Raw genomic sequence first — 25,734 nt, 5'->3', positions numbered from 1 at the left:
GCTCCTACGCTCGGCGGCATGAGCAGAGCACGCCGTCGGGTCCTCGTCGTCGAGGACGACCCGGTCATCAACCAGGCGGTCGCGGACCGGCTCGTCGCGGAGGGGTACGACGTCGTGCGGGCCGTCGACGGGCCCGGCGCGGTCGCGGCGCACGCCGAGCACCGGCCCGACCTCGTGGTGCTCGACCTCATGCTCCCGGGGTACGACGGCCACGAGGTGTGCCGCCGGATCCAGACCGACCGGCCGGTGCCGGTGCTGATGCTGACCGCGCGTGCAGACGAGGCCGACGTGCTGGTGGGGCTCGCGGTCGGCGCGGACGACTACCTCACCAAGCCCTTCCGGATGAAGGAGCTGGTGGCCCGCGTGGCCGCCCTGCTGCGCCGGGTCGACCGGGCGGCCGAGCTCGTCGGCCGCCGCGCCCTGGAGCTCGGCGACCTGCGGGTGGACCCGCCGGCGCGCCGGGTGTGGCGCGGCGAGGAGGAGGTGCGGCTGACGCCGACCGAGTTCGACCTGCTGCTGTGCCTGGCCGCGACGCCCGGCGCGGTCGTCACCCGCGACCGGCTGATGGCCGAGGTGTGGGGGTGGGCCGGCGCCTCGGGCACCCGCACCGTCGACAGCCACGTCAAGGGGCTGCGCGCCAAGATCGGCGCGGACCGCGTCCGGACGGTGCACGGGGTCGGCTACGCGCTGGAGACCCCCGCGGGCGGTGCGTCGTGACCCCGCAGCCGCTCGCGGCGGTCCGCTCGATCAAGGTCAAGCTCGGGCTGCTGGTCGCGGCGAGCGTCCTGGTGGCGACCGCGGTCGCCACGCTCGGCCGGGCCGGCGGCGTACCTGCGTGGTTGGGGGTGCCGGTCACCGTCGCCCTCGCGCTGGCCGTGACCCAGCTGCTCGCGGCGGGGATGACCGCGCCGCTGCGGCAGATGACCGCCGCGGCGCGCCGGATGGCGACCGGCGACCACGGCGCCCGGGTCCCGGAGACGTCGCGCGACGAGGTCGGCGAGCTCGCCCGCGCGTTCAACACGATGGCCGCCGACCTGGCCGCCGTCGACCGCCAGCGCCGCGAGCTGGTCGCGAACGTCAGCCACGAGCTGCGCACCCCGTTGACCGGCATGCGCGCGGTGCTGGAGAACCTCGTTGACGGCGTCGGCCCGGCCGACCCCGAGGCGCTGCGGCCCGCGCTCGACCAGGCCGAGCGCACGAGCCGGCTCGTCGAGGACCTGCTCGACCTCGCCCGCGTCGACGCCGGCCGGGCCCCGCTCACCCCGCAGCAGGTGCCGCTCGGCGCGCTGCTGGCCGAGGCGGTCGCCGAGGCCGCGCTGCTGGGCCGCCCGGTGACGTACGACGTCGTCGTCTCGCCGCCGGACCTGGCGGTCGCCGCCGACCCCGCGCGGCTGCACCAGCTGGTCGCGAACCTGCTCGACAACGCCTCGCGGCACAGCCCCGCGGGCGGGACGGTCCGGGTGGTCGCGGAGCAGGCGGGGGAGCGGTACGTCGTCGAGGTGCGCGACGAGGGGCCCGGCGTGGCCACGGCCGACCGGGAGCGGGTCTTCGAGCCGTTCGGCACGCTCAGTGCCGGCGACGCCGTCGGCGGGAGCACCGGCCTCGGGCTCGCGATCGCCCGCTGGGTGACCGACCTGCACGGCGGGACCATCGGCTTCGTCGAGCCCGCCGCCGGCCGTGGGGCGCGCGTGCGGGTGGACCTGCCGCTCGCGCCGCCCGAGCGGGGTGGGCCGGTGGGTCTCGAGACGGTCGTTGCGCGACCTCCTCGACCGACCGGGGACGTCGCTGCGCGACCTCCTCGACCGACCGAGGCCGAGGCGGCCGCGGAGAGCGACGTGCCCGGCCTGCTCGACGACGTCTTCGGCTCGTTCTGGCCGGCGCGGGGCGTGCCGGCGCGGGTGGGACTGCTGGCGGGCGCGGTCGTCACCGGCGTGCTCGCGGCGGCGCTGCTGCCAGAACGCGACCTGGGGCTCGGGACGCTCGTGGTCCTGCTCGCGGCCGGCGGCGTGCTCGTCACCGCGACGCCCCGCCGCCGGGACCCGTGGACGCTCACCTGCGCAGGGCTCTGCCTGCTCCTGGCCGGGGTGACCGTCGTCCGCGACGCGGAGTGGCTGGTGGTGCTCTGCCTGCTGGCGGCGGTCGCGACCGCCCTCTGCGGCGTCACCGGCGCGAGGTCGGCCGCGGGGATCGCGCTCTCCGGCCTCGCCTGGCCGCTGGCCGGCCTGCGCGGGCTGCCCTGGCTCGGGCGCACGCTGGCGACGCTCACCGGGCGCGGCGGCGGCGCGGCCCTGCTGCGCACGCTGGTCTGGTCGGCGTTGGGGCTGGTGGTCTTCGGGGCGCTGCTGGTCTCGGCCGACGCGCTGCTGGCGGAGTGGGTCGACGCGGTGGTGCCGGACCTCACCAGCGACCTGCTGGTGGCCCGGGTGTTCCTGACCGTCGCGGTCGGTGGCGTGGTCCTCGCCGCGGCGTACCTCGCCCTGGACCCGCCCCGCGTCGACCGCGCCGACCGCGACCCGCGTCCGGTCGGCCGGCGCTTCGAGTGGCTGGCGCCGGTGCTGGTCGTCGTCGGCGTCCTGGCCGCCTTCCTGGCCGCCCAGGCGACCGTGGTGCTCGCCGGGCACGACCACCTGCGCCGCACGACGGGCCTGACCTACGCGGAGTACGTCCACCAGGGCTTCGGGCAGCTCACCGTCGCCACCGCGCTCACGCTCCTCGTCGTGCGCGTGGTGGTCCGCCGGGCGCCACGAGCGACGGTCGCGGACCGCGTCTGGCTGCGCGCCGCCCTGGGCCTGCTCTGCGTGGAGACGCTCGTGGTCGTCGGGGCCGCGCTGCACCGGATGCACCTCTACCAGGAGGCCTACGGGTTCACCTCGCTGCGCCTGCTCGTCGACGTCGTCGAGGGCTGGCTCGGCCTGCTGGTGCTCGCCTCGCTGGCCTCGGTGGTCGTGCTCCGCTCGGCGTGGTTCCCGCGGTTCGTCCTGGTCAGCGGCGTGGTCGCCCTGCTCGGGCTGGCCGCCGTGAACCCGGAGGGCTGGGTCGCCGAGCACAACCTGGAGCGGTACGCCGCCACCGGCCGGGTCGACTGGGAGCACCTGCAGGGGCTCTCCGACGACGCGGTCCCGGCGCTGGTCGGCGGCTCCGCCGACCTCTCCGCGGACGACCGGGCATGCGCGCTCGGCGGCCGCTCCGAAACCGGCGAGGACCGGGACCTGTGGGAGTGGAACGCCGCCCGCTCCCGCGCGGACCGGGCGCTCGACGACGTACCACTGGAGTCCGGGGTGGCCGCTACGACCGGCTCTTCCGCGTCTCCTTGCGGTTCGCCTTCGTGATCGCGTCGACCAGCTCGTCCTTGTTCATCGTCGACCGGCCGGAGATGTCGAGCCTCTTCGCGACGTCCATCAGGTGCTTCTTCGTGGCGTTCGCGTCCACGCCCTCGGCCGTCCTCCCGCCCTTGCGCGCGGAGCCTCCGGACTTGCTCGCCTGCTTGTCGGAGGGGCCCTTCTCGTCCTTGGCCTCCCAGTGGTCGCCGACCTTCTCGAAGGAGTGCTTGAGCGCCGAGAACGCGGTGCGGTGCGCGCGCTCGCCCTCGCCGTACTCCTCCACCGCGCTGTCGTGGGCCTTGGACCAGGTGCGCTGCGCCTTCTTCGGGGAGCGCTGCAGGGTCGAGGGGAGTTCTTCCTTCGCGGGCATCGTCGCCTCCTGCATACGTCGGGAACGCTTCGTGACCGGGCCGGTACCCACCTCGGCGCGCGTCCTGCCCGCCGATCCCACCGGCGGGGACGGGGCGCGCTACAGTGGAGGAGCCGGTCCGCGTCGTCCCTCCTGTGTCGTCGCACGACCGGAGCCGCGGCCACCGACCGGTGGTCGCCCGATCCACACCGCGTGCGGACGCCTGCCTCGCCAGGCGTCGCCCCGCCCCCGCAGCAGCGGCCGGCAGCGCGTGCGGTGTCGGCGTCCCGCCGTGCCCGTGCACGGCACCGGGAGGAGAAGGCTTTGGCTCGAGGAGGCCAGCGCCGGACCGGCGCGCCCCGCAACGCCCCGCGCCGCCGTGCGCGCGAGCTCGACAACGAGGGCCTGATCCCGGTCCTCGCCCGCGCCGTGCGCGAGGTCGAGGCCAGCGCCCAGCGCGGCACGGTCAGCCCGTCGGCGCGCACGAAGTTCCAGGTCGTCGCGCAGCTGGCCCGCGAGGAGCGGGGCCGGGTCAAGACCGACACCGAGCAGACCGAGGCGCAGAAGGCCGAGCAGCTCAAGCGGCTCGACGGCATCGGCACCATCCTCGCCAAGACCACCGCCCGCGACACCTCCCTGCTCTCGCTGCTCGCCGAGGACGCACACGTCTCGGACGCCGCGCAGGAGCTCAAGCTGCGGATGCTCCGCGCCGCCGGCATGGAGCCCGAGCCGGAGCCCGAGCCCGAGGAGGAGGCCCCCGGCGCGGCGCCGGCCCCCGAGCGCCGGATCCCGCAGTCGGTCATCGCCCGCCAGCTCGCGAATCCGTTCCTCCCGCCCGACTTCAGCGTCGCCGAGGCGCGGGTCAGCCGCCCGCGGCGGCTGGCCACCTGGGAGCTGCTCGGGCCGCTCTTCCGCTCCTTCGAGTACGCCGGCGGCGGCGCGGTCTCGTGCATGCCGCTCCCGGACGCCGACGAGGCCCGGGCCGAGGTCAAGCTGCCCGGTGACCGCGAGCTGATGCCGCACCAGGCGCAGCTGGTCGCGGCCGCCGCCAAGGGCCACCGCACCTTCCTGCTCGCCGACGAGCCCGGCCTCGGCAAGACCGCGCAGGCCCTGCTCGCCGCGCAGGCCGCCGAGGCGTTCCCGCTGCTCGTCGTCGTGCCGAACGTCGTCAAGACCAACTGGGCCCGCGAGGCCGGCCTGTGGGTGCCGAACCGTCCGGTCACCGTCATCCACGGCGACGGCGAGAACGTCGACGGGTTCGCCGACATCGTCGTGGTCAACTACGAGGTGCTCGACCGCCACGTCGGCTGGCTCGGTGACTTCGGCTTCCGCGGGATGGTCGTCGACGAGGCGCACTTCATCAAGAACAAGACCTCGCAGCGGTCCCAGCACGTGCTCCAGCTCTCCGACCGGATCCGCCAGCGGATCGGCCGGCCGCTGATGATGGCGCTGACCGGCACCCCGCTGATCAACGACATCGAGGACTTCCGGGCGATCTGGCAGTTCCTGGGCTGGGTCGACGACAAGCGGCCGCTCGGCCGGCTCATGGACGCCCTCGAGGACACCGGCCTCACCCCGGCCGACCCGCCGTTCTACCCCGCCGCCCGCCGCTGCGTCATCGACATGGGCATCGTCCGGCGTCGCAAGGTCGACGTCGCCGCCGACATCCCGGCCCGACGGGTCGCGGACCTCCCCGTCGAGCTCGACGACGAGGCCGGCCGCTCCATCCGCGCGGCCGAGCGGGAGCTCGCCCGCCGCCTGGTCCAGCGCTACGACACGGCGCTGGCGACCCGCACGTCGGGCCAGACCGTCGACGGCATCGACCACGAGCTGGTCCGCCGGGTGGCGACGTGGGAGCGCGAGGACACCACCGACACCACCAGCGGCGAGAACGTCTTCGGCATGATGCGCCGCATCGGCCAGGCCAAGGCCGGGCTCGCCGCCGACTACGCCGCCCAGCTGGCGCGCAACGTCGGCAAGGTCGTGTTCTTCGCCAAGCACGTCGACGTCATGGACGTCGCCGAGGACACCTTCGCCCGCCGCGGCATCCGGTACTCCTCGATCCGCGGCGACCAGACGCCCAAGACGCGGCAGCGCAACATCGACGACTTCGTCGACGACCCCGACGTCGCGGTCGTCGTCTGCTCGCTGAGCGCGGCCGGCGTCGGGCTCAACCTGCAGGTCGCCTCGAACCTCGTGCTCGCCGAGCTCTCGTGGACCGACGCCGAGCAGACCCAGGCGATCGACCGCATCCACCGCATCGGCCAGGAGGAGCCGGTCACCGCGTGGCGGATCATCGCCGCGCAGACCCTCGACACCCGGATCGCCGAGCTCATCGACAGCAAGGCCGGGCTCGCCGCCCGCGCCCTCGACGGCTCCGACACCGAGCTGCCGAACAGCGCCGACGTCCAGCTCGAGGCGCTCGTCTCGATGCTGACCGACGCGCTGGTGCGTCGCGGGGACGCCGCCTGATGCGCCGGTCCCTCCCGGCGCTCGCCGTCGTCGGCCTGCTCGCGCTCACCGGGTGCTCGCAGGGCGAGGAGCCGCTGGTGCTCGGCGCGGACGGCTCCGGCGACTTCGACCGCGGCGCGAAGGTGACCGCCACGCTGCCGCCGGTCGGCGGCGAGGGCCCCGCCGCGGGCACGGCCCGCGCCGTGCCGGCCGGTGACGGTGTCCGCGTCGAGGTGCGGGTGCGCGGGCTCGAGCCCGGCACGTGGACCGCGACGCTCACGCCAGGCTCCCGCTGCAGCGGCGCCGTGGAGGAGGAGGGCGCGGTCGACCTGCCGGACCTGACGGTCGACGAGGACGGGCGCGGGCTGCTCGACGCGACGCTCGACGACGTACCCCTCGAGGACCTGGAGGCGGGTGCCGCCCTCACGCTCCAGGGCGCGGGCAGCACGACCTGCGGGACGCTCGCGGACTACTGAGCCCGGCCCGGGGTAACGGGCGGCCACTGACGTCGAGCAGAAGAGGTGGCGACCAGGTGGCCTCCGTGCAGCCACGGACCGTGGGGGTGGAGGAGGAGCTCCTCCTCGTGGACCCGGAGACCCGTGCCGCCGCACCCGGCGCTCAGCAGGCGCTGGCGCGCGGCTCCGACGAGCTCGACGCCGAGCTGTTCCGGCACCAGCTGGAGACCCAGACGGACCCGCTGACCGACCTCGGCGAGCTGCGCGACCAGCTGGTCCGCTCCCGCCGGCTCGCGGCCGAGGCCGCCGCGGCCGCCGGGCTGCTGACGGCCGCCACCGGGACCAGCCCGGTCGCGGGTGGTGAGCCGCAGCTGACCCGCGAGGACCGCTACCTCGACATGGGCGAGCGGTACGGCGAGGTCGCGCGGCCCGAGGGCACCTGCGGCATGCACGTGCACGTCGCCATCGACTCGCCCGAGGAGGGCGTGGCCTGCCTCGACGGGCTCGTGCCGTGGCTGCCGGTGCTGCTGGCGGTCAGCGCGAACTCCCCGTTCGACGCCGGACGCGACACCCGGCACGCCTCCTGGCGCTCGCAGGTCTGGTCGCGCTGGCCGAGCGCCGGGCCGACGGAGCGGTTCGGGTCGCTCGAGCGCTACCGCGAGGTCGGTCGGCTGCTGATCGCCTCGGGGGCCGCCCGCGACCAGGGGATGCTCTACTTCGACGCGCGGCTCTCCGCCGACCACCCGACCGTCGAGGTGCGGGTGGCCGACGTGTGCACCGACCCCGACGACGCCGTGCTCCTCGCCGCGCTGGTGCGGGCGCTCGTCACCCACCTCGCGGCCGGCCGCGGCCCCGTCGAGGGCGACCCGCCGGAGGACCTCTGGCGCGTGGAGCTGGTGCGCGCCGCGCAGTGGCGGGCCGCGCGCTACGGGTTGGCCGAGCGGCTGCTCGACCCGTGCACGGCCGAGCCCGTGCCCGCCCGCGACGTGCTGCGCACGCTCGTGGCGACCGTCCGCGAGGAGCTCGAGGCCGCGGGCGACCTGCCGCTGGTCGAGGAGGGCGTGGCGCGGGTGCTCGCCGCGGGCGGCGCCTCCCGCCAGCGCGCCGCCCTCGAGCGGGGGAGCGGCAGCCTCACCGCGGTCGTCGACGACCTCGTCAGCCGGACCAACCAGGCCTGGCGCGGCTGACCGGGCGGCCCGGGGGGACCACCCGGGTGGTGCGGACGTGACCGTTCGACGGTCGCCTGTGGGGTGGCGGCCCGCCTAGGATCGCCGTGCTCCCTCGAAAGGCTCCCTCCACCATGATGCGCAATCGCACCCTGTCCACCCTGCTCGCCCCCCTCGTCCTGGCGCTCGGGCTGTCGGTGACCCTCACCGCCCCGGCCAGCTCGCTGCGGCCGACGACCGCGGCGTCCACCTCGGTCACCGCCCCGTCGGAGGGCTACGGCTTCACCGACGGCATGGGCATCCTGGCCCTGTCCGACGCCGACCTCGACCGCACCCTCGACGCCGTGGCCGCCACCGGCGGCAGCTGGCTGCGGATGCCCCTGCCGTGGGCCCTCGTCGAGCGCACCCAGGGCTCCTACGACTGGACCCGCACCGACCGCGTGGTCGCCGAGGCCCGCGAGCGCGGCCTGCGGGTCATCGGCGTCGTGGCCTACGTGCCCGACTGGGCGCGCACGAGCGACGCCCCGACCGCCCCGCCGGCCGACCCGGCCGCGTTCGGCGCCTTCGCGGGCGACCTGGCCGAGCACTACGCCGGCTCCGTCGACACCTTCGAGATCTGGAACGAGCCGAACCTCGCGCCGTTCTACGGCGGGCAGCCCGACGCCCGCTCCTTCACGGCGCTGCTGCGCGCGGCGTACCCCGCGATCAAGGCCGTCCAGCCGCGCTCGACCGTCGTCCTCGGTGGCCTCTCCAAGGCCCGCAGCGACGCCACCGCGCCCAACACCTTCCTCGGCAACGTCTACAAGTACGGCGGCCGCGGCTTCTTCGACGCGGTGGGCTTCCACCCCTACGTCAACGCCACCGGCTACGCCGCGGACTCCCAGCGGGTCTGGCAGCAGGTCGCGAACCTGCGCGCCACGATGGTGCTGCGCGGGGACCTGCTCAAGCAGATCTGGTTCACCGAGTCCGGCATGTCGACCTGGGCCGGCGGCTACACCGCGCAGCAGCAGGCCGACGCGGCGGTCGACCAGCTCCGCAAGGCCGCGCAGGCGTCGTACGTCGGTCCGTCGATCCTGTACTCGGTCCGCGACAGCGGCGTGGTCCCGACCGACGTCGGGCAGAACTTCGGCGCGCTGATGACCCACGACTGGCGGGCCAAGCCGCTCGCGGCGGTCCTCGCCGACTGACGCCGCACGGGGCGGGTCAGGGCCGGTCCGGGCGGGTACCGGACCGGCCATGACCACCGAACCGCTGACCCCCGAGCCGCTCACCGACCCCGACCCGGACGTCGTGCCCAGCACCGATCCGGCGACGAACCCGGTGCCCACGCCGGACGCGCCTCCGGCCGAACCGGCCCCGGCAGGCGTGTAGTCCTGCCACCATGCGGGGCGTGAGCGCCCCCGAGACCGCGGACCGGGACGACCCGTTCGGTCGACCGGTCCTCCTCAGGCCCAGCGCGCACCCGCACCTCGTGCGGGCGCTGCTGGGCCTGCTCGTCGTCGCGGTCTCCCTCCTCGTCCTCGCCGCGCCGGTGTGGTTCTTCATGCACGCCACGGCCTCGGCGTGGACCGAGGAGCAGGTCGTGACGGTCCGGGTCCCGGCCGACGCCGAGTGCCGCACCGGCCCGCCGCCGGGCAGCCCGCGCACCTGCGAGGCGCTCTGGCAGGGCCCCGGTTCGGCCGACGCGACGGTCGAGGGCGAGGTGAGCGACCGGTACGGCGGCCCCGAGCCGCGACCGGGCGACTCGGTGACCGCGCGGGTGGTCGGGGACGACCTGGCGTTCACCGGCTACCAGGGAGCGCTGCTGTGGTGGGCCCTCGCCGCGCCGTACGCCGCCGTCGGCGGGCTCCTCCTCGGGGCGCTCGCCGTCGCCGGGCTGGTCCGGTACGACCCCCGCTGGTCGAGCACGCGCACCGACCTGCCGCGGCCGACGCCCGCGACGGCGGCGAGGCCCGCCGCGCTCAGAACAGCCCGCGCGACCCCAGGAACCGGTCGACGGAGATCCGCAGCGCCACGCGCTCGGGGTTCTCGCGCGGCTGGCGGTAGCGGGAGGCATAGCGCTCGACGGCGCGCGCCACGTCGTCGGGCCGGTCGGTGACCTCGGCGGTCCCCTCGAGCGTGGACCAGCGGGCACCGTCGACCTGGCACACCGCGACCGGCCCGGGTGCCTCCAGCAGGTTCCGCGCCTTGCGCGACGTGCGCCCGGTGATCACCCAGGCGCAGCCCTGCTCCGGGTCGAGCGCGCAGCCGACCGGCACGACGTGCGGCCGTCCGTCGGCGCGCAGCGTCGTGAGCGAGCACAGGTGCCGCTCGGCCCACATCGCGGCGAGCGGCTCGGGCATCGCCGAGAGCCCGGAGGCGGCCGGCGACCAGCTGGTCACCGCGGGGCCGCCGTCGGTCCGGAGGGGCGTCGGTCGGCGTCTCGCGCGGCGGTCGTCACGGCCCCGACGGTAGCCCCGGCCCCGGCGGGCCGGCTCGTGCCGCCCTGCGATGATCGGCCCCATGACCGGTTCCCCGGGCGTGCTCGTGCTCGCCGCCACCCCCATCGGGCGCGTGGCCGACGCGCCGCCGCGCCTGGCCGAGGAGCTGGCCGGCGCCGACGTCGTGGCCGCCGAGGACACCCGCCGGCTCAAGCGCCTCACCACCGACCTGGGGGTCACGGTGACCGGGCGCGTGGTGTCGTACTTCGAGGGCAACGAGTCCGCCCGCACCCCGCAGCTGCTCGAGGCGCTGCTGGCGGGTGAGCGGGTCCTGCTGGTGACCGACGCCGGCATGCCGAGCGTGTCCGACCCCGGCTACCGCCTGGTCGTCGCGGCCGTCGAGCACGACGTGCACGTCACCGCCGTGCCCGGGCCCTCCGCGGTGCTGACCGCCCTGGCCGTCTCCGGGCTGCCGATCGACCGGTTCTGCTTCGAGGGCTTCCTGCCCCGCAAGGCCGGCGAGCGGTCGCGCCGGCTCGCCGGTCTCGCCGCGGAGGAGCGGACGATGGTGTTCTTCGAGGCGCCGCACCGGACCGAGACCGCGTTGGCGGCGATGGCCGAGGCGTTCGGCGGGGACCGGCCGGCGGCGGTGTGCCGCGAGCTGACCAAGACCCACGAGGAGGTACGCCGCGGCCCGCTCGCCGACCTCGTCGCCTGGGCGGCCGAGGGCGTGCGCGGCGAGGTGACGGTCGTGGTCGCCGGCGCCGTGCCGGCCGCGCTCGTCGGCGACGACCCGGCGAGCCTGCGCGCGGCGGTCGCCGAGCGGGAGGCGGCCGGCACGAGCCGCAAGGAGGCGATCGTGGAGGTGGCCCGGCTCGCGGGTGTGCCGAAGCGCGAGGTGTACGACCTGGTCCATCGGGGAGAGGGGAAGTCATGAGCGCACGCCTGGAGCGGTTCCACCACGAGGGCCTGACCTTCGACGTCCACGACAGCGGCCCGGAGGACGGCGACCCGGTCGTCCTGCTGCACGGGTTCCCCGAGCGGGCCACCTCGTGGCGGCACGTCGAGCCGCTGCTGCACGCGGCGGGCCTGCGGACCTACGCGCTGGACCAGCGGGGCTACTCGCCCGGGGCGCGCCCCGAGGGTCGCCGGCACTACCGCACCGAGCTGCTCGCCGGCGACGTCGCGGCGCTGGTCCGCACGATCGGCCGGCCGGTCCACCTCGTCGGCCACGACTGGGGCGCGATCGTCGCCTGGACCGTCGCCGGCCTCCACCCCGACCTCGTCCGCACGCTGACCGCGGTCTCGGTGCCACACCCCGCGGCGTTCCGCCGCTCGATGACCTCCTCGCCGCAGGCCCTGCGGTCCTGGTACATCGGGCTCTTCCAGGTCCCGCGCCTGCCCGAGCTGCTCCTCGGCCTCTCCGGCGGCCGGTTCCTCGAGCGCGCGATGATCGCGACCGGCATGTCGCGCGAGGACGTCACGCGCGTCCAGGACGAGGTCGTCGCCACCGGCGCGCTGCCGCACGCACTGGGCTACTACCGGGCGCTCCCGCTCTCGGACCGCTCCGTGCTCGGCCGGACCGTCCGGGTGCCCACCACGCTGGTGTGGAGCACCGGCGACACCGCGCTCGACCGGCGCGGCGCCGAGCTGACCGGCGACCACGTGGACGCGCCGTACGAGCTGGTCGTCCTCGACGGCGTCTCGCACTGGATCCCGACCCACGCGCCCGAGGCGCTCGCCGAGGCGATCCTGGAGCGGGTGGCCGGCACGTGAGCCGCGGCCCGGGGGAGCGCCCGCCCGTCCCCGACCCGCTGCCGGCCCCGGTCGTCGACAACCACTGCCACCTCGACATCGCGCGCGACCCCGACGGCGAGGTCGACGTCCCCGCCGCCCTCGCGGCGGCCGCAGCGGTCGGCGTGCCACGGATCGTCCAGATCGGCTGCGACCTGCGCGGTGCGCGGTGGGCGGTCGAGGCGGCGGCGACGTACGACGCGCTGGTCGCGGGCGTCGCGCTGCACCCGAACGAGGCGCCGCGCCTGGCCGAGCAGGGGACCGACCTCGACACCGCGATGGCCGAGATCGAGGCCCTCGCCGGCGCGCACCCGAAGGTCCGCGCGGTGGGCGAGACGGGTCTCGACCACTTCCGCACCGGCGAGGAGGGCCGGGCGGTGCAGGTGGAGTCGTTCCGCCGGCACGTCGACCTGGCCAAGCGGCTCGACAAGACGCTGGTCATCCACGACCGTGACGCCCACGACGAGGTGCTGCGCGTGCTCGACGAGGAGGGCACGCCCGACCGCTGGGTGATGCACTGCTTCTCCGGCGACGCCGCGTTCGCCCGCGCCTGCCTGGACCGCGGGGCTTACCTCTCCTTCGCCGGCACCGTGACGTTCAAGAACGCCCAGCCGCTGCGTGACGCGCTCGTCGTCACCCCGCGCGACCGCGTGCTCGTCGAGACCGACGCGCCGTACCTCACCCCCCACCCGCACCGCGGCCAGGTCAACGCCTCCTACCTCGTCCCGCTCACCGTCCGCGCGATGGCCGAGGTCCGCGGGGACGACCTCGAGACCCTCTGCGTCGCCCTCGACGCCACCACCGAGGAGGCCTTCGGCGGCCCCTGGTGACCCCCGCGGAGACGTCGCCGCGGGGCCCTGAGAGCCCTGATTACCGGGCTGAGAGCCTGCGCACACCCGTGGACGAGGGTTTGCGCTCGCCCGCCGAGCCTGTTCTGCTGGGTGACTGATGGCCGGGATCGGGAACGATCACGCCAGTGCGCGAGGCGCGGACGACCACGGGTGGGGAAGCCCTCGGACGCCGGTGCCTCGGGCCCGACGGGGTCGCCGTGAGCGGCCAGGGGGGTGCGCACGGGTGCCCGAGACCCGGGGAGTACGACGTTCGGAGAATCGTGCGCAGCAAGCTCGCACACTGGGTGACCCGGTCCAGCCGCAGTCGACCCGTGATGGTGGTGCTCGCCGCCGTGGTCGCCCTCGCGGTCGCCGGCAGCACCCTGGGCTACTCGGCCCTCAGCAAGTCCGTGACCCTCAGCCTGGACGGCGACGCCCAGGACGTCAGCTCGATGGCCTCGACCGTCGCCGACGTCCTCGAGGACCAGGGCGTCGAGGTCTCGGCCCGCGACCAGGTCGCGCCGGGCCTCGAGGAGGAGGTGCGCGACGGGATGGAGATCTCCGTCCGCTTCGCGCGCCCCGTCCAGCTGACCGTCGACGGTGACACCTCGACCCACTGGGTCACCGCGACCGAGGTCGCCGGTGCCCTGGGCGAGATCGGCCGGGACTTCCGAGGCGCCGACCTGTCGGCCAGCCGCGGCGGCTCGATCGACCGCGAGGGCATGGCCCTGGAGGTCGTCACCCCGAAGACGCTGAAGGTGAAGCTCGGCGCGAAGGACTGGAAGAAGCGCACCGTCACCGCGCTGACCGTCTCCGAGGCGCTCGAGGAGCTCGGCGTCGACGTCGGAGGTCGCGACGAGACCAAGCCGGGCCTCGGCTCGGAGCTCGCCGACGGCGACCGGATCGTGTTCACCGACGTCCGCGTCGTCACCCGCGAGGTGACCGGTGAGGCGATCGACTTCGCCACCACCGAGCGCGAGGACGGCTCGATGCTCGAGGGCGAGACCTCCACGGTCCGCGCCGGCCGCGAGGGCCTGCGGAACGTGACGTACCGGCTGATGTACCGCAACGGCGAGCTCGTCGGGCGGGTCGTGACGAAGGCCGAGGTCACCCGTCGACCCGTCGACGCCATCGTCCGCGTGGGCACCAAGGAGCCCGAGCCCGAGGTGGCCGCGCCCAACTACGCCTCCGGCGGCACCGTCTGGGACGCCCTCGCCAAGTGCGAGTCCGGCGGCAACTGGGCGATCAACACCGGCAACGGCTACTACGGCGGCCTCCAGTTCTCGCTGTCCACCTGGCATGCGTACGGCGGCCCCGGCTACCCGCACCAGCAGTCCCGCGAGACGCAGATCGCGATCGCCGAGAAGGTCCGCGCGGCGACCGGTGGGTACGGCTCCTGGCCCCACTGCTCACAGTCGCTCGGGCTGCCTCAGTAACCTGAGGCCCATGTCTGACACCTCCGCCGGTCCGAGGCTCCTCGGGCCGGCGGAGGTGCGTTCGCTCGCCGCGGCCCTCGACCTCCGCCCGACCAAGCAGCGCGGGCAGAACTTCGTCATCGACGCCAACACCGTGCGCCGCATCGTCCGCGAGTCCGGCATCACCGGCGACGACGTCGTGGTCGAGGTCGGTCCGGGGCTCGGCTCGCTCACGCTGGCGCTGCTCGAGGTGGCGGGCCACGTGGTGGCCGTCGAGGTCGACGAGCGGCTCGCGGAGGCCCTGCCGGCGACGATCCGCGAGCACGCCCCCGCCCAGGCCCACCGGCTCGAGGTCGTCCTCGCCGACGCGATGCGCGTGCGCGAGCTCCCCGGGCCGCCGCCGACGGCGCTGGTCGCCAACCTGCCGTACAACGTCTCGGTCCCCGTCCTGCTGCACCTGCTCCAGCTGCTGCCCTCGCTCGAGCGCGGCCTGGTGATGGTGCAGGCCGAGGTCGCCGACCGGCTCGCGGCCACCCCCGGCTCCAAGGTGTACGGCGTGCCGTCGGTCAAGGCCGCCTGGTACGCCGACGTCCGCCGCGCCGGCTCGATCGGCCGCAACGTCTTCTGGCCCGCGCCCAACGTCGACTCCGGGCTGGTCGCCTGGAGCCGGCGCGAGCCGCCCGCGACGACCGCGACGCGGGAGCAGGTCTTCGCCGTCGTCGACGCCGCGTTCGCCCAGCGGCGCAAGGCGCTCCGCGGGGTGCTGCGGGGGCTGGCCGGCTCCGCCGAGGCCGTCGACGCGGCCCTGACCCACGCCGGGGTCGACCCGCTGGCCCGGGGCGAGTCGCTGACGGTCGGGGACTTCGCCCGGATCGCCGAGGGCCTGCCCGGGGCGGGCGCCGCGTGAACCCGGTGACGAGCGCGGTGACGGTCCGCGCGCCCGCGAAGATCAACCTCCACCTCGGCGTCGGAGCGCCGCGCCCGGACGGGTTCCACCCGCTGACGACCGTCTACCACGCGGTCGGCCTGTGCGACGACGTCACCGCCACCCTCGCCGACGGCTGGGGCGTCTCCATGGCGCTGCCGGACTGGATCGACGCCGACGACCTCCCCGCCGACGGGGAGAACATCGTCGACCGCGCCGCGACGTTGCTCGCCGCCCACCACGGGATCGGCGTGACCGGCCTGGTGTCGGTGGTCAAGGCGATCCCGGTCGCCGGCGGGATGGCCGGCGGCTCGGCCGACGCCGCCGCGGCGCTGGTCGCGCTGGACCGCGTGTGGGACCTGCGTACCTCCGACGAGGACCTGCTCGCCATCGCCGCCCAGCTCGGCAGCGACGTGCCGTTCGCGCTCGTCGGCGGCACCGCGGTCGGCACCGGCCGCGGCGAGCTGGTCGAGCCGGTGGTCGACCACGGCACCTGGTGGTGGGTCGTCGTCCCCTCCGAGGAGGGCCTGTCCACGCCGGCGGTCTACCGCCACTTCGACGAGATGTTCCCCGACGCGGCGCCCGAGCCGTGCGGCGCCGACGCGCTGCTCGCCGCGCTCGCGACCCGCGACCCGCACCGCCTGGCCGACGTCCTGCACAACGACCTCCAGCTGCCCGCGATCGACCTGCGCCCCGACCTCGGCGAGCTCATCGACCGCGGCCAGAGCCTGGGTGCCCTCCGCGGGCTCGTGTCGGGGTCCGGCCCGACCTGCGTGTTCCTCTGCGAGTCCGCCGACCACGCCCGGTCGGTCGCCGCAGCCCTCGAGCAGGACCACGCCCTGGTCCTGGTCGCCAACGGACCGGTGGCCGGCGCCCACCTGGTGGAGTACGCCTGAGCATGAGCAACCTCCTCAACCTCGAGCGCGTCTCGAAGTCCTACGGCGTGCGCCCGCTGCTGACCGAGGTCTCGCTCGGCATCGGCGCCGGCGACCGGATCGGCATCGTCGGCCGCAACGGCGACGGCAAGACCACCCTGCTCGAGGTGATGACCGGGCTGGAGGAGCCCGACACCGGCCGCGTCTCGCGCCAGCGCGGGCTGCTCGTCGGCTACCTCCACCAGGGCGACGAGCTGGTCGACAGCCACACCGTCCGCGAGGCGGTGCTCGGCGGGCGCTCGGACCACGAGTGGGCGGCCGACCCGCGCACCCGCGAGATCGTCGAGGTGCTGCTGGCCGGCGTCTCGCTCGACCGCGCGGTCGTGGGGCTCTCCGGTGGCGAGCGCCGTCGTTGCTCGCTGGCCGCGCTGCTGCTGGGCGACCACGACCTCGTCGTGCTCGACGAGCCGACCAACCACCTCGACGTCGAGGCGGTCGCCTGGCTGGCCCAGCACCTCGCCGCACGGACGTCCGCGCTCGTCGTCGTCACCCACGACCGCTGGTTCCTCGACGCGGTGTGCCAGTGGACCTGGGAGGTCCACGACGGGCAGGTCGACGCCTACGAGGGCGGGTACGCCGCGTTCGTGCTCGCCAAGGCCGAGCGGCAGCGGCAGATGGCGGCCTCGGAGATCCGGCGCCAGAACCTCGTCCGCAAGGAGCTGGCCTGGCTGCGGCGCGGCCCGCCGGCGCGCACCTCGAAGCCGAAGTTCCGCATCGACGCCGCCAACCAGCTGATCGAGGACGTGCCGCCGCCGCGCGACCGCCTGGAGCTGCAGCGGTTCGCGACCCAGCGGCTCGGCAAGGACGTCATCGACGTCGAGGACGTCGACCTGGTCCGTGGCGACCGGACGCTGCTCTCGCACGCGACGTGGCGGATCGGCCCCGGCGACCGGATCGGCCTGGTCGGGGTCAACGGGGCCGGCAAGACCTCGGTCCTCTCGCTGCTCTCGGGCGACCTCGCGCCGGCCGCCGGGCGCGTCCGGCAGGGGCGCACCGTCGCGATGCAGCACCTCACCCAGCAGCTCGACGACCTCGACCCCGACGGCCGCGTGCTGCCGACGGTCGAGTCGATCCGCCGGGTCACCAAGACCCTCGAGGGCCAGGAGCTGACCGCGACCGCGCTGCTGGAGCGGTTCGGCTTCACCGGGGACCGGCTGACCGCGCGCATCGGCGACCTCTCCGGCGGCGAGCGGCGGCGCTTCCAGCTGCTGCAGCTGCTGCTCACCGAGCCGAACGTCCTGCTGCTCGACGAGCCCACCAACGACCTCGACATCGAGACGCTCAACGTCCTCGAGGACTTCCTCGACGGCTGGCCCGGCACGCTCGTGGTGGTCAGCCACGACCGGTACTTCCTCGAGCGGGTGACCGACTCGGTCTGGGCGCTGCTCGGCGACGGCCAGGTCTCGATGCTCCCGCGCGGCGTGGACGAGTACCTCGAGCGCCGCGCCGCGGCCCTCCACCTCCAGGGCGTCGACGTGCCGACGGGCCCGGACCCCGTCGCGGACGGTGGCCGTGGCGGTGGCGCGGTGGGTGGCGCGGGGGACCCTGACCCGCAGGCCGGCAAGGCGAAGGTCGGTGGCGCCGAGGAGCGTGCGGCCCGCAAGGCGATCAACCGCATCGACAAGCGGCTCGAGCGGATCGCCGAGCGCGAGACCGAGCTCAACGCGCAGGTGCTCGAGCACGCCCAGGACTACGCCGCTCTGGGCCGGCTGAGCGCGGAGCTGCAGGAGCTCGCGGCGGAGAAGGAGCAGCTCGAGCTGGAGTGGCTCGAGGCCGCCGAGGTCCTGGAGTAGGTCGCGCCTGCGGGCTGCCCTCGGGGCTGATGTGGGGGTGTTCAGCGACCCTGTGGTCGCTGCACACGCGGCGTACGGCGTGTGGAGCGACCGTATGGTCGCTGAAGACCCCCTCCGGGGTCAGGCGAACGGCGCGAGCAGCCGGCGCAGCAGGTCGGCCAGCTCGTGCCGCTCGGCCGGCGGCAGGTCGGCGAGCAGGCCCTGCTCGGCGCGGAGCAGCGCGGTGAAGGCGCCGTCGACGGCGGTCTTGCCCTCCGCGGTCAGCCGGACGATCACCCCGCGGCGGTCGTCGGGGTCGGGGTAGCGCTCGACGAGCCCGCGCGCCGCGAGCCGGTCGACGCGGTTGGTCATGGTCCCGCTGGTCACGAGGGTCTCGCGCAGCAACCGGCCGGGGGAGAGCTCGTACGGCGCGCCGGCGCGGCGCAGCGCGGCGAGGACGTCGAACTCCCAGGTCTCGATGCCGTGCTCGGTGAAGGCCTGCCGGCGGGCGAGGTCGAGGTGGCGTGCCAGGCGGGAGATGCGGCTGAAGACGGCGACGGCGTCGAAGTCGAGGTCGGGTCGTTCGCGCGCCCACGCCTCGACCAGCTCGTCGACCTCGTCCCGCATGCGTCGCACTGTAGCCGAGGTCGAGAATCTTGACATCAAGATAAAGCGGGCGCACGCTGGAGGAGTGATCACGCCGCCCCGCACCCCGCACCGCTGGGATCCCGACCGCTACCTCACCTACGCCGACGAGCGCGGCCGGCCGTTCCTCGACCTGATCGCCCGGGTCGCCGCGACCGCGCCGCGCACCGTCGTCGACCTCGGCTGCGGGCCGGGCAACCTCACCGCCCTCCTGCACGAGCGGTGGCCGGACGCCGACGTGCACGGCCTCGACTCCAGCGCCGAGATGGTCGAGCGGGCCCGCGGCCGCGACGACGGCGTGCGGTACGACGTCGGCGACCTGCGCGCGTGGCGGCCGGAGGCCCCGGTCGACGTGCTGGTCTCCAACGCGACCCTTCAGTGGCTCCCCGAGCACCTCGAGCTGCTCCCGCAGCTCCTCGACCAGGTGGCCGACGGCGGGTGGCTCGCCTTCCAGGTGCCCGGCAACTTCGAGGAGCCGAGCCACACGATCCGCCGCGACCTCGCGGAGCAGGAGCCCTACGTCGCCCACACCCGTGGCGTCGCGGTGCCCGCCAGCCACGACCCGGCGACGTACCTCGACCTGCTCGCGGGGCTCGGCTGCGAGGTCGACGCCTGGGAGACGACGTACCTCCACGTCCTGACCGGCCCGGACCCGGTGTTCACCTGGGTCTCCGGCACCGGTGCCCGGCCGACGCTGCAGGCGCTGCCGGACGGGCTGCGGGAGCGGTTCGAGGAGGAGTTCAAGGCGCGGTTGCGCACGGCGTACCCCGAGCGGCCGCACGGCGTGGTCCTGCCCTTCCGGCGGGTCTTCGTGGTGGCCCGCAAGGCCGGGGCGGTGCGGTGATGCGGCTCCACCACGTCCAGGTCGCCTGCCCGGTCGGCGGCGAGGAGGGGGCCCGCCGCTTCTGGCGCGACGGGCTCGGGATGTCCGAGGTGCCGAAGCCGCCCGACCTGGTCGGTCGCGGCGGCGCGTGGTTCCGGGCCGGCGGCGCGGACGGCGCGGAGGTGCACGTCGGGGTCGAGGACCCGTTCGCCCCGGCCCGCAAGGCCCACCCCGCGCTCGTGGTCGCCGACGCCGCCGAGCTGGAGCGGCTCGGCGGCTCGCTCGAGGCGGCCGGCTTCGCGGTGGACTGGACCGAGCGGCACACGTTCCCGGCGTACCAGCGCTTCCACACGCGCGACGCCCACGGCAACCGGGTGGAGGTCCTGGCGCCGGCGTAACCCGGCCCGGGCTGCGGCGTTGTCACGTCGCCGGTGGGAGACCCCCGCCTGCCCTGGGGGCTCGGGCCCCCGCGACTCCTGCACCGCATCCCCTGTGGAGGGCCCCGTCGTGAACGACCTCGACCCGCAAGCCACCCCGCACGTCGACGCGCCTCGGGCCCTGCCGACGGCCGGCGCCGAGCCGACCGCGTCCCCGCGCGCCGAGCCGGTCGCCGTGGCTGCCCCGACGGTGCAGGCGGTGGACATGTCTGCCGTGGTCAACCGGGTCAAGCGGGCCCAGGGCCAGCTCGGCGGCGTGCTCCGGATGATCGAGGAGGGCCGCGACCTCGAAGCGGTCGTCCACCAGCTCAAGGCGGTCTCCCGGGCCCTCGACCGGGCCGGCTTCGCGCTGATCGCAGCCGAGCTGCGACAGACCGTCGTCGACGGCGCCGACGTCGGCGAGCCCGAGCTCGCCAAGCTGGAGAAGTTCTTCCTGTCGCTGGCCTGAGCCGGCCCGCCCGCGCGCTTGTAACGCGACGTTCGCTGCTGTGTCGGCACGTTGCAGCGTGCCGACACAGCAGCGAACCTGTCGTTACATGGACCCCGGCCCGCCCGCGGTTACCCGCTGGTAACGTACGCCGGCATGAGCCGAGTCCTCAGCATGTGGCGCACGACGACGGGCCTGCCGGTGGTGGGCGCGACCCTGGGGGCGCGGGCGTTCTCGCTGCTGTTCTCCCAGCAGGCGCCGTACTTCGCGACGATCCGCCCGCGGTTCACCGAGATCCGCCCGAACCGGGCCGAGCTGGTGATCCCCAAGCGCCGCCGCGTCCACAACCACCTCGGCACCGTGCACGCGATCGCGCTGTGCAACGGGCTCGAGGCGGCGATGGGGGCGCTGGCCGAGGCGACCGTGCCGGCGGACAAGCGGTGGATCCCCAAGGGGATGGAGGTGGCCTACACGGCCAAGGCCACCAGCGACATCACCTGCGTCGCCGAGACCGACCCCGAGCAGTGGACCGGCCTGCCCGACGAGGGCGCCGACCTCCACGTGCGGGTCAGCGGCACCCGCGACGACGGCACGGTCGTCGTCGAGGGCACCATCCGGCTCTGGGTGACGCCGAAGAAGCGCTGAGCGCCGGGGCGGTCAGTCGCCGGCGCCGACCGCCGCCCCGCCGCCGCCCCCGCCGGCCTGCGCCCCGGCTGCCAGGCCGGCGAGCGGGGCCTTCTCCCCGACGAGCCGCCGCTGGACCCAGGTCGCCAGCGCCGAGAGCAGCAGGTTCACGACGATGTACATCGCGGCGAGCACCGTCGCTGTCTGGAACTGGTTGCCGAACTCGGTCCAGATCGACCGGCCGATGGTGGTCAGGCCGGGCGCGAGCACGTAGTAGCCGAGGCTGGTGTCCTTCAGGGCGACCACGCACTGGCTGATGATGGCCGGCAGCATGATCTTGACCGCCTGCGGGAGCAGCACGGTGACCATCACCTGGGTCTTGCGCATGCCGAGCGCGTAGGCCGCCTCGGCCTGGCCGCGCGGCACCGCGAGGACGCCGGCGCGGAAGACCTCGGCCAGCACCGCGCCGTTGTAGAGCGTCAACCCGATCACGACCGACCAGTACGAGCCGATCCCGTCGCCGGTGCCGTAGGTGAAGAAGACGAAGACGATGAGCAGCAGGAGCGGCACGGCGCGGAAGAACTCGACGACAAGCCAGCAGGGCCAGCGCACGAACCGGTGGTCGGAGAGCTTGCCGACACCGAGGACGACGCCGAGCACCACCGCCATCAGCACCGCGGTGGCCGCCATCTTCAGCGTGTTGAGGAGGCCGTCGACCAGGAGCGCCTCGAGGTACTCGGGCGTGACGAAGGGCTCCCACAGGTCGTAGGCGAGCTCGCCGCGGTCCTGCAGGAAGAGCACGAGGCCGACGAGCGCCGCGAGCAGGAGCGCCCCGGCGACGAGGGAGTAGATCCGGTGCCGGGCGCGGGTGCGCGGACCGGGGACGTCGAACAGGACGTTGCTCATCGGGCCACCCGCCAGCGCCGCTCGAGGCCCCAGGCCCCGACGGACAGGAGCTCGACGATGATGATGTAGCCCGCCGCGAAGACGAGGAAGACGATCGTGTCGTCGGGGCTGTTGTTGGTGAAGTACCGCATCCGGGCGGTCGCCTCGACGATCCCGAAGACCGCCGCGATGGAGGTGTTCTTGGTCATCGCGATCAGGACGCTGGCCAGCGGCGGGACGACGGCGCGGAAGGCCTGGGGGAGGATGACCGACCCCATCGTCTGGCCGAACGTGAGGCCGATCGCGCGGGCCGCCTCGGCCTGGCCGAGCGGCACCGCGTTGATGCCGGCGCGGATCGCCTCGGCGACGAACGGCGCGGTGTAGAAGCTGACCGCCAGCACGCCCTTGAGCAGGAAGGGCGTGCCGACCAGCAGCCCGAGGTTCGGGAACGCGACGAACACGAACACGAAGACGATGAGGAGCGGGGTGTTGCGCACGACGTTGACGTACGTCGCCGCCGCGACCCGCAGCGGAGCCACCGGGCCGACGCGCATGGCGGCCAGCACGGTGCCGAGCAGCACCGAGACCACGCCGGAGAGCGCTGCCAGCTGGATCGTCAGCCAGAAGGCCTGGAGCACGAGGTCGAACTCGGACGTGAGGTCGTCCACGCCGTCTCCTCTCGGTCGGACGAGCGGGGCGGTCCAGGAGGACCGCCCCGCTCGGGGTCGGGGCTCGGGCCCGGTCAGACCGGGCTCGAGCGAGGGTTCTCAGCCGGTCAGGCGGCCGGGCACTCGTCCATCGCCGGCGGCTCGGGGGTCTCCACGCCGGACTTGCCGAGCGTGGCCTCGAACGCGGTGTCCCAGTCGCCGCTCTCCTGGGCCTCGGTGAGGGTGTCGACGATCCACTGGCACATCTCGGGCTCGTCGAGCGAGTAGCCGACGCCGTACCGCTCCTCGGAGAAGGGCTCCACCACGACCTTGAGGCGGTCGGGGTTCTCCGCGGCGTACCCGAGCAGGATCGCGCCGTCGGTGGTCATGGCGTCCACGGTGCCGTTGAGCACCTGGTCGACACACTCGGAGTAGGTGTCGAAGCCGCGCGGGCGTGCGCCCTCGGCCTCGATGTTCTCCAGCGACGTCGAGCCGGTGACCGAGCAGACCTCGGTGCCCTTGACGTCCTCGATGCTGTCGATGTCGCTGTCGGAGCCGACGAGCAGCTGCTGGCCGGTGACGTAGTACGGCCCGGCCTGGCCGACGACCTGCCGGCGCTCGTCGGTGATGGAGTACGACGCGATGACGAGGTCGACCTCGCCGCTCTCGAGGAACGGCTCGCGGTTGTCGGAGATCGTCTCCTTCCACGTGATGTTCTCCGGCGCGATGCCGAGGTCCGCGGCGAGGATCTTGCCGATCTCGGGGTCGAAGCCGGCCGGGGCGTCGTCGGTCGCGCCCTTGAACCCGATGCCGGGCTGGTCGTACTTGACGCCGATGACGAGCTTGCCGTCCTCGGCCAGCTCCTTCATGCGGGTGCCGTCCTCGAACTCGTCGGCGGCGTTCTCGGCCACCTCGACGTCGACGCCCTCGGCGTCGTCGCTGCCGGCGTCGCCGCAGGCGGCCAGGCCGCCGGCCAGGAGGAGGGCGGCGGCGGCCACCCGGAATCGTGCATGACGCATGGTGATCTCCTTCAGTGCTGGAGGATCTTGCCGAGGAAGTCCTTGGCCCGATCGCTCTGCGGGTTGGTGAAGAACTGCTCGGGGGCCGCTTCCTCGACGATGGCGCCGTCGGCCATGAAGACCACGCGGTCGCCGGCGGTGCGGGCGAAGCCCATCTCGTGGGTCACCACGACCATCGTCATGCCGCGCTTCGCGAGGTCGACCATGACGTCGAGGACCTCCGAGATCATCTCGGGGTCGAGCGCGGAGGTCGGCTCGTCGAAGAGCATGACCTTCGGCTCCATCGCCAGCGCGCGGGCGATGGCGACGCGCTGCTGCTGGCCGCCGGAGAGCTGGGCGGGGTACTTCTCGGCTTGGTGGCCGACGCCGACGCGGTCGAGGAGCTCGCGGGCGCGCTTCTCGGCGACGTCCTTCTTCTCCCCGCGGACCTTGATCGGGCCGAGGGTGACGTTCTCGAGGATCGTCTTGTGGGCGAAGAGGTTGAAGGACTGGAAGACCATGCCGACCTCGGCGCGCAGCGCGGCGAGCTCCTTGCCCTCCTCGGGCAGCGGCTTGCCGTCGAGGGTGATGGTGCCCTTGTCGATCGGCTCGAGCCGGTTGATCGCCCGGCACAGCGTCGACTTGCCCGACCCCGACGGGCCGATGACGACCACGACCTCGCCGCGGCCGATGCGCAGGTCGACGTCCTTGAGCACGTGCAGGTCACCGAACCACTTGTCCACGTGGTCGAGCACGACCAGGTCGTCCGTCGTCCGGTGCGTCGTCATGGCGCCGGACACTATCCACAACCGGCCCACCCGGGCCATGTCGGAGCCTGGGGTCGCGCCGACCGCGACCGGATCGTGACCAAAGGACGCACCTGCGCGCGATTCCGCGGCGTCGCGCGCCGCGCCGTACCCTCGGAGGCGCTATGTCGACGCCCCGCACCTACGAGGTCCGCACCTACGGGTGCCAGATGAACGTCCACGACTCCGAGCGGCTCACCGGGCTGCTCGAGGGTGCCGGGTACGCCGCCGCGCCGGCGGGCGAGCAGGCCGACGTGGTCGTGTTCAACACCTGCGCGGTGCGCGAGAACGCCGACAACAAGCTCTACGGCAACCTCGGCCACCTCGCGCCGGTCAAGGCGGCCCGGCCGGGGATGCAGATCGCCGTCGGCGGCTGCCTGGCGCAGAAGGACCGCACGACGATCACCGAGCGCGCGCCGTGGGTCGACGTCGTCTTCGGCACCCACAACATCGGCTCGCTGCCGGTGCTGCTGGAGCGGGCGCGCGTGCAGGAGGAGGCGCAGGTCGAGATCCTCGAGAGCCTCGACGTCTTCCCGAGCACGCTGCCGACCAAGCGCGAGTCGGCGTACGCCGCGTGGGTCTCGGTGTCGGTCGGCTGCAACAACACCTGCACCTTCTGCATCGTCCCGGCGCTGCGCGGCAAGGAGAAGGACCGCCGCCCCGGCGACATCCTGGCCGAGGTCCGCGCGCTCGTCGCCGAGGGCGTCACCGAGGTGACGCTGCTGGGCCAGAACGTCAACGCCTACGGCGTGGAGTTCGGCGACCGCCAGGCGTTCTCGAAGCTGCTGCGCGCGTGCGGGGACATCGAGGGCCTCGAGCGGGTCCGGTTCACCAGCCCGCACCCGGCGGAGTTCACCGACGACGTCATCGAGGCGATGGCCGAGACGCCGAACGTCATGCCGAGCCTGCACATGCCGCTGCAGTCGGGCTCGGACCGGGTGCTGCGCGCGATGCGCCGCTCCTACCGGTCCTCGAAGTTCCTCGGCATCATCGACCGGGTCCGCGCCGCGATCCCGCACGCCGCGATCACCACCGACATCATCGTCGGCTTCCCCGGCGAGACCGAGGAGGACTTCCTCGAGACGCTGCGGGTGGTGCGTGAGTCGCGGTTCGCGAGCGCCTTCACCTTCCAGTACTCCAAGCGCCCCGGCACCCCGGCCGCCGTCCTCGACGACCAGGTCCCGCCGGAGGTGGTCAAGGACCGCTACGGCCGCCTGGTCGACCTCGTGAACGAGATCGCCTGGGAGGAGAACAAGCAGGTCGTCGGCCGCACCGTCGAGCTGATGGTCGCCGAGGGCGAGGGCCGCAAGGACGCCGAGACGCTGCGGCTCTCCGGTCGCGCGCCCGACAACCGGCTCGTGCACTTCGCCGCCCCGGGCCCCGAGCACGGTGCCGCTGTCCGGCCGGGCGACATGGTCACCGTCGAGGTCACCTACGCCGCGCCCCACCACCTGGTGGCCGACCGGGTGCTGGCCGTGCGGCGCACCCGCTCCGGCGACGCGTGGGAGGCGCGCACGGCGGCCCCGGCCGCGCCGTCAGGTGTCTCGCTCGGCATGCCGGCGGTCGGCGTGCCCGCGCCGCTGCCAGCGGCGCCCGCCTGCGGCTGAGGG

General features: G+C 74.5%; 26 protein-coding genes. 19 read left to right on the top strand and 7 right to left on the bottom strand.

The features are described from left to right. Positions 1-18 precede the first annotated feature (18 nt). Positions 19-717, top strand: coding sequence for a response regulator (locus tag QWY28_RS01440; RefSeq protein WP_300950520.1), 699 nt, complete (start codon positions 19-21; stop codon positions 715-717). Then, on the top strand, positions 714-3,329 hold the full coding sequence (locus QWY28_RS01435; RefSeq protein WP_300950519.1) for a DUF4153 domain-containing protein: 2,616 nt from the start codon (positions 714-716) through the stop codon (positions 3,327-3,329). The genes QWY28_RS01440 and QWY28_RS01435 overlap by 4 nt, the downstream gene beginning before the upstream one ends. Here the strand turns inward: QWY28_RS01435 and QWY28_RS01430 are convergent. After that, a complete protein-coding gene (locus tag QWY28_RS01430) occupies positions 3,286-3,690 on the bottom strand; it encodes a ChaB family protein (RefSeq protein WP_300950518.1) in 405 nt (134 codons plus the stop codon). The genes QWY28_RS01435 and QWY28_RS01430 overlap by 44 nt on opposite strands. Before the next feature lie 303 nt (positions 3,691-3,993). Between QWY28_RS01430 and QWY28_RS01425 the strand changes: the two genes are divergently transcribed. The 5 genes from QWY28_RS01425 (at position 3,994) to QWY28_RS01405 (ending at position 9,112) form a co-directional block, all read left to right on the top strand. Further along, positions 3,994-6,141, top strand: a complete 2,148-nt coding sequence (locus QWY28_RS01425; RefSeq protein WP_300950517.1) for a DEAD/DEAH box helicase — start codon at positions 3,994-3,996, stop codon at positions 6,139-6,141. Continuing rightward, positions 6,141-6,596: a hypothetical protein gene (locus QWY28_RS01420; protein WP_300950516.1), complete on the top strand. Its 456-nt coding sequence runs from the start codon at positions 6,141-6,143 to the stop codon at positions 6,594-6,596. Before QWY28_RS01425 ends, QWY28_RS01420 begins: the two co-directional genes overlap by 1 nt. A 65-nt stretch (positions 6,597-6,661) precedes the next feature. Further along, positions 6,662-7,762, top strand: a complete 1,101-nt coding sequence (locus tag QWY28_RS01415) for a carboxylate-amine ligase (RefSeq protein WP_300950515.1) — start codon at positions 6,662-6,664, stop codon at positions 7,760-7,762. Positions 7,763-7,878: 116 nt separating this feature from the next. Next, complete coding sequence (locus QWY28_RS01410; RefSeq protein ID WP_300950514.1) at positions 7,879-8,928, top strand: cellulase family glycosylhydrolase; 1,050 nt, start codon at positions 7,879-7,881, stop codon at positions 8,926-8,928. Between the two features lie 49 nt (positions 8,929-8,977). Then, a complete protein-coding gene (locus QWY28_RS01405) occupies positions 8,978-9,112 on the top strand; it encodes a hypothetical protein (protein WP_300950513.1) in 135 nt (44 codons plus the stop codon). 590 nt (positions 9,113-9,702) lie between these two features. Here the strand turns inward: QWY28_RS01405 and QWY28_RS01400 are convergent. Continuing rightward, on the bottom strand, positions 9,703-10,122 hold the full coding sequence (locus QWY28_RS01400; RefSeq protein WP_336622397.1) for a pyridoxamine 5'-phosphate oxidase family protein: 420 nt from the start codon (positions 10,120-10,122) through the stop codon (positions 9,703-9,705). A gap of 121 nt (positions 10,123-10,243) precedes the next feature. Between QWY28_RS01400 and rsmI the strand changes: the two genes are divergently transcribed. From rsmI to QWY28_RS01365, 7 genes are all read left to right on the top strand, one after another. Then, positions 10,244-11,098, top strand: coding sequence for a 16S rRNA (cytidine(1402)-2'-O)-methyltransferase (rsmI, locus tag QWY28_RS01395; RefSeq protein ID WP_300950512.1), 855 nt, complete (start codon positions 10,244-10,246; stop codon positions 11,096-11,098). Then, positions 11,095-11,937: an alpha/beta fold hydrolase gene (locus QWY28_RS01390; RefSeq protein WP_300950511.1), complete on the top strand. Its 843-nt coding sequence runs from the start codon at positions 11,095-11,097 to the stop codon at positions 11,935-11,937. Before rsmI ends, QWY28_RS01390 begins: the two co-directional genes overlap by 4 nt. Further along, on the top strand, positions 11,934-12,785 hold the full coding sequence (locus QWY28_RS01385; RefSeq protein ID WP_300950510.1) for a TatD family hydrolase: 852 nt from the start codon (positions 11,934-11,936) through the stop codon (positions 12,783-12,785). Before QWY28_RS01390 ends, QWY28_RS01385 begins: the two co-directional genes overlap by 4 nt. A gap of 281 nt (positions 12,786-13,066) precedes the next feature. Beyond that, the gene (locus QWY28_RS01380) at positions 13,067-14,221 is read left to right on the top strand and encodes a resuscitation-promoting factor (protein WP_300950509.1); all 1,155 of its coding nucleotides are present in this window, start codon (positions 13,067-13,069) and stop codon (positions 14,219-14,221) included. A gap of 10 nt (positions 14,222-14,231) precedes the next feature. Continuing rightward, positions 14,232-15,107 (top strand): 16S rRNA (adenine(1518)-N(6)/adenine(1519)-N(6))-dimethyltransferase RsmA, encoded by an 876-nt coding sequence (rsmA, locus tag QWY28_RS01375; RefSeq protein WP_300950508.1) that lies wholly within the window; start codon positions 14,232-14,234, stop codon positions 15,105-15,107. After that, positions 15,104-16,021: a 4-(cytidine 5'-diphospho)-2-C-methyl-D-erythritol kinase gene (locus QWY28_RS01370; protein WP_300950507.1), complete on the top strand. Its 918-nt coding sequence runs from the start codon at positions 15,104-15,106 to the stop codon at positions 16,019-16,021. The genes rsmA and QWY28_RS01370 overlap by 4 nt, the downstream gene beginning before the upstream one ends. Then, positions 16,018-17,853: an ABC-F family ATP-binding cassette domain-containing protein gene (locus QWY28_RS01365; RefSeq protein ID WP_300951290.1), complete on the top strand. Its 1,836-nt coding sequence runs from the start codon at positions 16,018-16,020 to the stop codon at positions 17,851-17,853. Before QWY28_RS01370 ends, QWY28_RS01365 begins: the two co-directional genes overlap by 4 nt. A 120-nt stretch (positions 17,854-17,973) precedes the next feature. Here QWY28_RS01365 and QWY28_RS01360 read toward each other — a convergent pair whose 3' ends face one another. Further along, a complete protein-coding gene (locus tag QWY28_RS01360) occupies positions 17,974-18,459 on the bottom strand; it encodes a MarR family winged helix-turn-helix transcriptional regulator (RefSeq protein WP_300950506.1) in 486 nt (161 codons plus the stop codon). Positions 18,460-18,523: 64 nt separating this feature from the next. Here QWY28_RS01360 and QWY28_RS01355 point away from each other — a divergent pair, with 64 nt between their 5' ends. The 4 genes from QWY28_RS01355 to QWY28_RS01340 all read left to right on the top strand — a co-directional run bounded on the left by QWY28_RS01355 (position 18,524) and on the right by QWY28_RS01340 (position 20,809). Further along, entirely contained in the window at positions 18,524-19,321 is a 798-nt protein-coding gene (locus QWY28_RS01355) for a trans-aconitate 2-methyltransferase (RefSeq protein WP_300950505.1), read from the top strand. Then, positions 19,321-19,698 carry a VOC family protein gene (locus QWY28_RS01350; RefSeq protein ID WP_300950504.1) on the top strand — a complete coding sequence of 126 codons (378 nt, stop codon included), beginning with the start codon at positions 19,321-19,323 and terminating at the stop codon, positions 19,696-19,698. The genes QWY28_RS01355 and QWY28_RS01350 overlap by 1 nt, the downstream gene beginning before the upstream one ends. 109 nt (positions 19,699-19,807) lie before the next feature. Beyond that, on the top strand, positions 19,808-20,185 hold the full coding sequence (locus QWY28_RS24710) for a metal-sensitive transcriptional regulator (protein ID WP_439117215.1): 378 nt from the start codon (positions 19,808-19,810) through the stop codon (positions 20,183-20,185). 135 nt (positions 20,186-20,320) lie between these two features. Next, positions 20,321-20,809 carry a hotdog fold domain-containing protein gene (locus QWY28_RS01340; RefSeq protein ID WP_300950503.1) on the top strand — a complete coding sequence of 163 codons (489 nt, stop codon included), beginning with the start codon at positions 20,321-20,323 and terminating at the stop codon, positions 20,807-20,809. Between the two features lie 12 nt (positions 20,810-20,821). Here the strand turns inward: QWY28_RS01340 and QWY28_RS01335 are convergent, their stop codons facing one another. The 4 genes from QWY28_RS01335 to QWY28_RS01320 form a co-directional block, all read right to left on the bottom strand. Continuing rightward, complete coding sequence (locus QWY28_RS01335) at positions 20,822-21,694, bottom strand: amino acid ABC transporter permease (RefSeq protein ID WP_300950502.1); 873 nt, start codon at positions 21,692-21,694, stop codon at positions 20,822-20,824. Next, a complete protein-coding gene (locus tag QWY28_RS01330) occupies positions 21,691-22,341 on the bottom strand; it encodes an amino acid ABC transporter permease (protein WP_300950501.1) in 651 nt (216 codons plus the stop codon). Before QWY28_RS01330 ends, QWY28_RS01335 begins: the two co-directional genes overlap by 4 nt. A 107-nt stretch (positions 22,342-22,448) precedes the next feature. Continuing rightward, a complete protein-coding gene (locus tag QWY28_RS01325; protein ID WP_300950500.1) occupies positions 22,449-23,339 on the bottom strand; it encodes a glutamate ABC transporter substrate-binding protein in 891 nt (296 codons plus the stop codon). Between the two features lie 11 nt (positions 23,340-23,350). Continuing rightward, positions 23,351-24,106, bottom strand: a complete 756-nt coding sequence (locus QWY28_RS01320) for an amino acid ABC transporter ATP-binding protein (RefSeq protein ID WP_439117214.1) — start codon at positions 24,104-24,106, stop codon at positions 23,351-23,353. Positions 24,107-24,249: 143 nt separating this feature from the next. On the opposite strand from QWY28_RS01320, the gene miaB reads away from it, so the two are divergent. Next, complete coding sequence (gene miaB, locus QWY28_RS01315) at positions 24,250-25,731, top strand: tRNA (N6-isopentenyl adenosine(37)-C2)-methylthiotransferase MiaB (protein ID WP_300950499.1); 1,482 nt, start codon at positions 24,250-24,252, stop codon at positions 25,729-25,731. The last annotated feature ends 3 nt before the right edge of the window (positions 25,732-25,734 follow it).

Origin of the sequence: Nocardioides oceani (assembly GCF_030412965.1) — a bacterium.
Taxonomy (GTDB): Bacteria; Actinomycetota; Actinomycetes; order Propionibacteriales; family Nocardioidaceae; genus Nocardioides; species Nocardioides oceani.
The sequence above is the reverse complement of the archived record's forward strand: the minus strand, read 5'-3'. Positions and strand labels throughout refer to the sequence as shown.

Bases quoted from the DNA above. Each gene is read 5' to 3' on its own strand.
- QWY28_RS01440 (WP_300950520.1), top strand. From the start codon at position 19: ATGAGCAGAGCACGCCGTCGGGTCCTCGTCGTCGAGGACGACCCGGTC.
- QWY28_RS01430 (WP_300950518.1), bottom strand. From the start codon at position 3,690: ATGCCCGCGAAGGAAGAACTCCCCTCGACCCTGCAGCGCTCCCCGAAG.
- QWY28_RS01420 (WP_300950516.1), top strand. From the start codon at position 6,141: ATGCGCCGGTCCCTCCCGGCGCTCGCCGTCGTCGGCCTGCTCGCGCTC.
- QWY28_RS01410 (WP_300950514.1), top strand. From the start codon at position 7,879: ATGCGCAATCGCACCCTGTCCACCCTGCTCGCCCCCCTCGTCCTGGCG.
- QWY28_RS01405 (WP_300950513.1), top strand. From the start codon at position 8,978: ATGACCACCGAACCGCTGACCCCCGAGCCGCTCACCGACCCCGACCCG.
- rsmI (WP_300950512.1), top strand. From the start codon at position 10,244: ATGACCGGTTCCCCGGGCGTGCTCGTGCTCGCCGCCACCCCCATCGGG.
- QWY28_RS01390 (WP_300950511.1), top strand. From the start codon at position 11,095: ATGAGCGCACGCCTGGAGCGGTTCCACCACGAGGGCCTGACCTTCGAC.
- rsmA (WP_300950508.1), top strand. From the start codon at position 14,232: ATGTCTGACACCTCCGCCGGTCCGAGGCTCCTCGGGCCGGCGGAGGTG.
- QWY28_RS01360 (WP_300950506.1), bottom strand. From the start codon at position 18,459: ATGCGGGACGAGGTCGACGAGCTGGTCGAGGCGTGGGCGCGCGAACGA.
- QWY28_RS01350 (WP_300950504.1), top strand. From the start codon at position 19,321: ATGCGGCTCCACCACGTCCAGGTCGCCTGCCCGGTCGGCGGCGAGGAG.
- QWY28_RS01340 (WP_300950503.1), top strand. From the start codon at position 20,321: ATGAGCCGAGTCCTCAGCATGTGGCGCACGACGACGGGCCTGCCGGTG.
- QWY28_RS01335 (WP_300950502.1), bottom strand. From the start codon at position 21,694: ATGAGCAACGTCCTGTTCGACGTCCCCGGTCCGCGCACCCGCGCCCGG.
- QWY28_RS01325 (WP_300950500.1), bottom strand. From the start codon at position 23,339: ATGCGTCATGCACGATTCCGGGTGGCCGCCGCCGCCCTCCTCCTGGCC.
- QWY28_RS01320 (WP_439117214.1), bottom strand. From the start codon at position 24,106: ATGACGACGCACCGGACGACGGACGACCTGGTCGTGCTCGACCACGTG.
- miaB (WP_300950499.1), top strand. From the start codon at position 24,250: ATGTCGACGCCCCGCACCTACGAGGTCCGCACCTACGGGTGCCAGATG.